A 7,361-nucleotide genomic window follows, 5' to 3' on the forward strand; every position below is an offset into this window, starting at 1 on the left:
CATGACCTTTGTGAAGGTTGGCAGCTTGCAAAAGAGACTTAACGGGAAAAGTCAGGTGGCCCATACATTCGTTGTAATTTTGCTATTCCCTGTTTGCACACCCGCATCAAGCTTTAATTTTTTAGTAGGGTCTGCATCGTAGTCACCAGTCACTTTTGGCAATGTATTCCAACTCAGTAACCCTGTCATTGTTTGCCCGACAAAATACCTGATGGCTTGAGCCGATCTCGACTCACTATGTATCGCGCTAACTCTTATAGATTCTCCATCATTTAATTCTACTAATGTTGGTGCTTTCGAGTTGGCTATAGTTCCCACTCTCGCAAAATTTATTATTTCTATTAACAGTAGTAGGCTCAATAATACTGCATTCCCTATCAAAAATATTGGAGTGAAATTTAATTCTTTTTTTTCTAGTAGCCTCATTTTCTTAATCCCACAGAGATAACGACGGGAATCGTAGCAATACACTTGCCTCATCCATGAAAAACATACTGTTTGTCGAGGATAGTGATTGTCTCGATGCCGCAATATACGCCGACATCCCGAACACCTCTGCTTCTCTATCTGATTGCAGATTCGTTAATGCAAACGTAATTAGCTTACTGTCTGTTTGGAAAGTTGAAGGTTTACAAATCGCATTTCCTATTGAGCTTGCCTGCCAGTACTGTAGTCGTAAGCGTATATAATTGAGCGCCTTCTCAACATTCTCATCCTCATAACCTAAATCAATACAATCGGCTTTGAAAAACTGTTCCATATCAACTAGAGTCGGCGTGTTATCCCACTCTGGAGTTCCGATTCCTGCTGAGTGTGCCAACTCAAAACGTCGCTCTATATCTGCATTTTCGTAAAAAGCTTTTGTCCCTAAAGGTATCAACGATTCTATTGTTTGAGCAAGAAACCCGTCAAACTGCTGTGAACCCAAAACCAACTGCAACACTATTAGATTCACATCATTGCGATGTGCTTTTACCCTGTCCTCTCGTTGTTCTAATGGGATTTTTGATAAATCTAGCGGCTGAACAATATTATTTGATTGTCTGGAGATATCAAAGTAGAATCCGTTGTAGTATGGCGTAAAATCTCCAAATGTTCCTGAACCGTCATCGTTTGGCAGATCGATAATTAATATTGACATATCTTTTGCCAAGCACTCCGCAATTATTGACGATACTAATACTGATTTCCCACTCCCTGTAGTACCAATAATCATTACATTCTTCGTTTTTGCGAAATCTATCCAAACTGGTGAGTGCGCTTCATCCGCAATCAATTCAAAGCCTTTTTCATCGGCTTTCATATTCTGTATTACTGGCGTTAATCCGATTATCTCGCTCGTGAAAAATGTTGTCCGTCTGTTGTAAGGGCTTGTTAGTTGTGGTTTTTGTTTTATCAGTAAAGTATCTAACCAGATAGACCATGCATACTGGGTTTCCCGTATTAACTCCGTTGGCTGGTTTATATAACCTGAAATCAGTCTGCAAGCATCATCAATTTCTTCCAGGGAGTTGCGGTATACAAGAACAATTAATGCTAAATTTTCTGGCACATCACCCGTGTATAATTGCTTTTGTGCATTTACCGACCATTCAGTATTAATCTGTGATGCTACGTCGATAGTTTTTCTGCTGGCACTTATTTCCGCATGACGCGAACGCCTAGTTATTAATTGTTGAGTTAGCCTAGTCAGTTTTTGATCGGCTGGGCTGATTTCTGTGATGATTTCAACATCATAAATCACTTCACGCGAAAACACATTCCATAAAAAGCGCACCTGATCCCTAGTAGAAGCAAATGCTTCTGGTTTTTGAGCCAGGGTCATCACCCCTACATATTTTTTCTCTTTATTTTTACTTGGTAGGCATACCCATTGCCTATCAGCGTAGGGAATTCCATTGTTTAAAAGTACTGAAGTCGCGTGTAATTGGTCAATATATTGTGATTTTAATGGTGGCGCTTCGTTAATTTCTTCCCTCAATCCCGAATCATCAAATACTAATGTATGTGGTACTTTTACACTTTTCGCTCCCAGGCAATAACTTAAATCATTCCATAGCTCCTTTTCTGTTTTCGGTGATGGCAATAATTTCATTTCAGATAATATCTGTTGATGTCTCAATGATACATTTATTGCTTTTTCTAGAATCTGGATTAAATTTTTCTTTGTCAGTTCAGTTGCTCCCGTTGGTGTAAACCGACGCTGTAAAAAATTCGCTAGCTTCACTATCGCTCTATCTACAGCATCGCCTCCTTCTGTCCCTCCTGGTTTAATAGTGAAAGTTGTATAAATGTTCAATTTTATATTTTTACGCTGCCGTCGCCGTGACAGTTCTTGCATTCTCGCTACTTGCCCCCAATCCAGAAACTCACTTTCACGAGATACTGGATGAGTCAATCTCTCTCGATATGCTTCAAATACTTCTGATTCATCACATAAAGAAGACCAACGAAAAGTAAATTTTTCTCCCTGGGGAATTTCTTTGCAACCATTCTCAAAAGCTTTCGCTATCGCTTCTACTTGTTCATCCGAATTAAACAACGGATGAAACCCTGTGCAGCTATATCCAAATACTAACTGTAAAGTATTATTCGTGTCACTTACTTGCTTTTTACTTAACAAATACGCACCAATAGTATAGCTACCTTTTTTTAATCTAATTATTGTAGTCAAATCCAAAAAATCTTCAAAAGCCGATACTTTTTTGACATTTGGGGAATTCTTAATTTTCACCATGATTTGGGAATTTTTTTAGAGCCTGCTCTTTTCTTATTTTGAGGAGAAGAGTATCTGACGTATCCTCTAGACCATCTTGGAACACCTGGAAACACTCTAGACCAAAATAAATAAGGTCGTTTCCCTGATAAAACTAAAGCTGTAGCACTTACCCAAACACCTATCAATATGCTCCATATCATTCCTATCCCAGATAAGAACGCTATGAAAAAACCTACTCCAAATGAAACTAAAGAAATCGCAAACTGAAAACCCGTCAAAATCCCAATTGGAGCATTCTGACCTAAAGATTGATTAACTTGTTTGATTTGTGGTTGTTTCATAAAATAGGGAATAAGGACGCAACTTTTAATCTTGTTAGTTCTTCATGCTGGCAGGACAACCCCCTTGTTTCCATTCGTGCTTAGAACTTCTTGGAACTTCCAACTACATATAAAAATACCCGCTTTTTTCGTGGCGGGGGAGTGTCATTTTAAAAAATATTAGCGGCGACAAAAAACTGGTTAAAGATAAGAATCGAGCGCTTTTCCTTCCCTTTCCCACTTTTCATCTAAAAGACGACAAGCTACGCGAACAACATTCTGAGGATTCCGTTTATGTTCTCCTGGCATATTCCAGTTCCGGGTCGTGTATTCGCTTTCGTATCCCAAAACCAGAGCAAGCTCTCGATAACTTAATTTCCATTTCTTCTTAAACTCTATTGGGTGCATAGTATTTATTTGATACTTGCATAAAGAACTTATTTAATATTTATAACATAATTACTTGATCAAATATTTATAATTTAATTTGGGAATATCGAGCAAATTTTTATATCTTAATGTTTTTCTAAAAGACATTAGCTATTATCTGGTTTATCAAATTTATCTATAATAGAGATATTCTCTTTTAAATAGAGATATTCTCTTTTAACCAATCTTTTTTATGTCCAACACAAATGCTCATTTTCAGCAACTATTCCAACCAAAAACTCAAGTTAATAAAGATGAAGAAAATCCAACGCAATTAGCCAATCGCCTAACCCCTACTGATGACCAAATCAAAGACTGGCTACACTCACCACAAATCAAACAGTGGCTTACAAAACTACTAATGGGCATACCGAATAATCTCAAGATAGAAGCGGTAAATACCATAATTAAAAATCTTATACAAAACCCAGACAAAGACTGTCGAGTACAATTCGGTAGTTCAACTATTGGAGTTGATGTTTTGCGGTGGCAAATTTGGGCATCCTATAAATTACCTTACGCCAGTGGAATCAAAACTCCTGATTGCCCCTACACTTTGAAAAAACATTTGGATACTCCTGACTAACTTCCCAGATGACATAATTACCTATTTTCTACCTATTTTCGTTAATTTCCCACACAATACCCGATCTATTCTTACCAAAACTACCATGCTTAACTGCGAACTGAGAATTGCTTACACTATCTCACAAACAGCAATGACAAAGAAATAGATAAAAGTACGATTTTAATCCGTACTTCCGTCTCTTGATTTTTAATCAATCATCGTTATATTTGGGAGGGTTAAGTATTTGCAATGCAACAGGCGATCGCACATCTTAAGGGCGGGTACGCCATCGCTTGACTGCCATTAACTTAGCAGATGACTAAACCTTGTATTGAAGCTAAATTTGATGACGTTAACAGAAACATTTCTTTACATCTCTTTTAGGCGATTGCCCATAACCATCTTTCATCCATCGCAAAAGGAAATTCTTTAGACTTCGTAAGCCAATTGGATTTTCGATTTGGGACGATGAGTTAGCTTTAGAGCTACCCTTGTAGAAGAACAGAATCTTTTAACTACTCTTTGACTCATGATCAGGCTCCTTCAAGTCGAAAAATTCCCGATTCTGATGTTGCCGGAAATCGAGGCGTATTTAGAAAGTGGACTATTTCGTGGGATTGGCAAGAAAACTGCTCAAACTTTGGTCAACTGTTTTGGAACTGAGACTTTATCGATATTAGATAACAACCCCGAAAAACTTTACACTGTTCCCGGACTAACTCAATATCGGATTGATGGTATTACCAAAGCTTGGTCAGAGAGTAAAAAGAATCCGAACTTGGGAGTGATTACCCAACTTTTGGCTGTGGGAACTTCATTGAAGTTAGCTTTGAAAATTTGTGACTATTACGGACACAAAACTGCAAATGTACTTCAGAACAACCCTTACAGATTAATTGATGATATTGATGGCATCGGTTTTAAGACTGCTGATGAGCTAGCAATATCTCTTGGTATCCCACTATACAGCGATACTCGTTATATCTCAGCTTTAATCCATGTTTTAAAATCCGGCTTGCGTGAAGGGAATTGTTTTTTACCGTTTGAGCAATTAGTAAGTATTGCCACTGACCTGCTTTCTTCACCACAGCATACGCCCGATGTTCAATTTTTAAATACAATCATTCAACAGTTACTCGAAAAGGGGACTTTAGTTTCGGGTGATGTTGGTAATAGTGTTTATCTCAAAGCTGCTTATCGGTCTGAACTTTCTGTGACTTTGAAGATTCTTGCTCTCCTTGACCAACCAACTCACCCCACTGAACATTTAGAACACTGGTTAGCCGAATTCCAAACTACTGACTATCGCCAACGGCACGAAAGCCCGATTATCTATGCAGCTAATGATGTCAATTCTGGCATAGTCCCCACACTGCACAATTTTAATCAAGTTTCTGATTGGATGGATGTCGGTGACTGTGCAATGATTCTAAAAGATTCGCCCCAAGCGACCTCCCAAGCCATCGTTGAGTTGGTTAAAGCTATTGGCCAGTCAGGTGTTGATTTAAATCAACAACTAATAATCTTAGCGCCCCAAAAACAAGGGGACTGTGGAGTTCACAATCTCAATCAGCTTCTTGCCCCTATCTTTAATCCCAAACAAGAAAATCAACTACAAGTTGTCTCTGGGTCGGTTGTCTACCGAATCGGCGATCGCGTAATCCAGCTGAAAAACCGTTATGAAACTGTCCCGCCTGTGATGAATGGCGAGATCGGTCAGGTTATTGCTGTGGAGCCGGAAAAATTTTTGGTTACGATTTCTTGGGAGGGCGGTGCAGTTGTTAATTATTATCCTGGAGACTTCGAGCAAATTATGCACTCGTTTTGTATAACTTGCCACAAAAGCCAAGGTAGCCAATTTCCTTATGTGATTTTCCCATTGGTCAGGGCTAATTACCGGATGTTAACCCGTCAGCTGCTCTCTCTACACGACTATGACTCGCGCAATGGGTACATTCATCGCAGTTGGACAGCATGAAGCATTGAAAACTGCTGTCGCTACTGATAAACCCGCCCAGCGTTTTACTGGACTAACCAATCTCCTCATTTCACCTGTTGAGCAACTTAGTGAAATCTGGCAGAGTTTGAGCAACACCAGAAAAACCACTTGTACGACAACATCTTCCCCTACTGTTACTGTCGCTTCTAGGCTACAACAACGCCAACTGACTGCAACACCTGGACAGATGACTACTATTGGTAGTCTTGCACTACAAATGTATGAATCCAAATATGGTTATCGTCCGTCAAAACAGCCCGAACTTGTAGGTAAGTTTCGCTTTAATACTTATCACTATGAAACTACCGCAATTGAGTTGATTGATTCAGCAATTGACGCAGTTCTGCTCCAATAATAAAACCCATGCCCAAAATGAGAACAACGGTCGCATCCAACCAGACTACTCTTGAAGTACACTTTTAACATTTATGGCTATTCCAGCAACACAGTTAAAGATCGGCCAATCAGTGAAGTATCTGATCGGTACTCGAAGCGGCATGAGTGCGGCAATAACCGATATCAGCAAATCATCTCTTAGTCTCAAAAATACTCATATTGTTACTTTGACCTTTGATGATGATTCATTGCCAAACCACTTAAAAACACAACAATTAACTGTTTATGACGAATTGCTAGAAGGTTGTGAAATAATCACATTTTAAAAAATGAAAATTGGTAACAGCAACAGTAGAGCGCACATCCGCTGCCACAAGTTGAAATTAATCAAAATACTAACTTACTGGCTGATATAATCCCGTATTTTCGTTAAATTCCCACCCAATACCGGATCTATCTTTGCCCTTACACCATGCTACAAAAAGCGGTGGGGGAAGTTTAATTCGCTCCTTGCGTACACTTTCTTCACTGACACCAAGTCTCTCGGCTAAACCTTCTTCAGTTAACGGTTGCATTCTAGGAGTATGCGCTTTGAAGGATGAATTATTGTAGTACGATTTCTGTCCTCGCTTTTGTTGGTTGTTGAGATAGTCTTGAATTTTAATGATCGCCTCAGCCAACTGTGTCATTCGATCTGCCATTCTCTCCACTTTTTGTTCTAAATTGGCAAGATTATCAATTGCTGTGGTTTGGTTGCTATTAGATCCATTTGAAAACTCTGACTCGAGCTTATCAAGTCGTGAGCAAATAGCTTTTATTGTTTCATTGGTCGGACTACTGTGACTTTTTTAAATAATTAATGCCCAGACACTCGATTTTTCAAGCCCTATGCAATTAGACTAATACTTTAGCCTTGTATATTTTAGTTTTAAAGAAGTCGTAAATATTTTTACCCCTGACCAAGATGCCAGCGCCTTTAAAAGTTGACCT

At 38.9% G+C, this 7,361-nt stretch carries 8 protein-coding genes; 4 read left to right on the top strand and 4 right to left on the bottom strand.

The window, feature by feature from the left end:
- Positions 1 to 51: 51 nt before the first annotated feature.
- From VB740_RS34855 to VB740_RS34865, 3 genes are read right to left on the bottom strand one after another with little or no spacing between them, the layout of a single operon-like run.
- A complete protein-coding gene (locus VB740_RS34855) occupies positions 52 to 426 on the bottom strand; it encodes a hypothetical protein (RefSeq protein ID WP_323204379.1) in 375 nt (124 codons plus the stop codon).
- Positions 427 to 430: 4 nt separating this feature from the next.
- Positions 431 to 2,737, bottom strand: a complete 2,307-nt coding sequence (locus VB740_RS34860; RefSeq protein WP_323204380.1) for a helicase HerA domain-containing protein — start codon at positions 2,735 to 2,737, stop codon at positions 431 to 433.
- On the bottom strand, positions 2,731 to 3,060 hold the full coding sequence (locus VB740_RS34865; RefSeq protein ID WP_323204381.1) for a hypothetical protein: 330 nt from the start codon (positions 3,058 to 3,060) through the stop codon (positions 2,731 to 2,733). Before VB740_RS34865 ends, VB740_RS34860 begins: the two co-directional genes overlap by 7 nt.
- A 601-nt stretch (positions 3,061 to 3,661) precedes the next feature.
- On the opposite strand from VB740_RS34865, the gene VB740_RS34870 reads away from it, so the two are divergent.
- The 4 genes from VB740_RS34870 (at position 3,662) to VB740_RS34885 (ending at position 6,697) form a co-directional block, all read left to right on the top strand.
- Positions 3,662 to 4,054 (top strand): hypothetical protein, encoded by a 393-nt coding sequence (locus tag VB740_RS34870; protein ID WP_190919586.1) that lies wholly within the window; start codon positions 3,662 to 3,664, stop codon positions 4,052 to 4,054.
- A 511-nt stretch (positions 4,055 to 4,565) separates the two neighbouring features.
- The gene (locus tag VB740_RS34875) at positions 4,566 to 6,014 is read left to right on the top strand and encodes a helix-hairpin-helix domain-containing protein (protein WP_323204382.1); all 1,449 of its coding nucleotides are present in this window, start codon (positions 4,566 to 4,568) and stop codon (positions 6,012 to 6,014) included.
- Positions 5,971 to 6,390 carry a hypothetical protein gene (locus tag VB740_RS34880; protein ID WP_323204383.1) on the top strand — a complete coding sequence of 140 codons (420 nt, stop codon included), beginning with the start codon at positions 5,971 to 5,973 and terminating at the stop codon, positions 6,388 to 6,390. The genes VB740_RS34875 and VB740_RS34880 overlap by 44 nt, the downstream gene beginning before the upstream one ends.
- Positions 6,391 to 6,463: 73 nt before the next feature.
- Positions 6,464 to 6,697: a hypothetical protein gene (locus VB740_RS34885; RefSeq protein WP_100904243.1), complete on the top strand. Its 234-nt coding sequence runs from the start codon at positions 6,464 to 6,466 to the stop codon at positions 6,695 to 6,697.
- 69 nt (positions 6,698 to 6,766) lie between these two features.
- On the opposite strand, the gene VB740_RS34890 is transcribed toward VB740_RS34885, so the two are convergent.
- A complete protein-coding gene (locus VB740_RS34890) occupies positions 6,767 to 7,072 on the bottom strand; it encodes a hypothetical protein (RefSeq protein ID WP_323204384.1) in 306 nt (101 codons plus the stop codon).
- Positions 7,073 to 7,361: the final 289 nt, after the last annotated feature.

The sequence above is a fragment of the Nostoc sp. UHCC 0251 genome, assembly GCF_034932245.1.
Classification (GTDB): Bacteria; Cyanobacteriota; Cyanobacteriia; order Cyanobacteriales; family Nostocaceae; genus Nostoc.

Coding starts and splice junctions, on each gene's coding strand:
- VB740_RS34855 (WP_323204379.1), bottom strand. CDS start 426: ATGAGGCTACTAGAAAAAAAAGAATTAAATTTCACTCCAATATTTTTG.
- VB740_RS34860 (WP_323204380.1), bottom strand. CDS start 2,737: ATGGTGAAAATTAAGAATTCCCCAAATGTCAAAAAAGTATCGGCTTTT.
- VB740_RS34865 (WP_323204381.1), bottom strand. CDS start 3,060: ATGAAACAACCACAAATCAAACAAGTTAATCAATCTTTAGGTCAGAAT.
- VB740_RS34870 (WP_190919586.1), top strand. CDS start 3,662: ATGTCCAACACAAATGCTCATTTTCAGCAACTATTCCAACCAAAAACT.
- VB740_RS34875 (WP_323204382.1), top strand. CDS start 4,566: ATGATCAGGCTCCTTCAAGTCGAAAAATTCCCGATTCTGATGTTGCCG.
- VB740_RS34880 (WP_323204383.1), top strand. CDS start 5,971: ATGACTCGCGCAATGGGTACATTCATCGCAGTTGGACAGCATGAAGCA.
- VB740_RS34885 (WP_100904243.1), top strand. CDS start 6,464: ATGGCTATTCCAGCAACACAGTTAAAGATCGGCCAATCAGTGAAGTAT.
- VB740_RS34890 (WP_323204384.1), bottom strand. CDS start 7,072: ATGGCAGATCGAATGACACAGTTGGCTGAGGCGATCATTAAAATTCAA.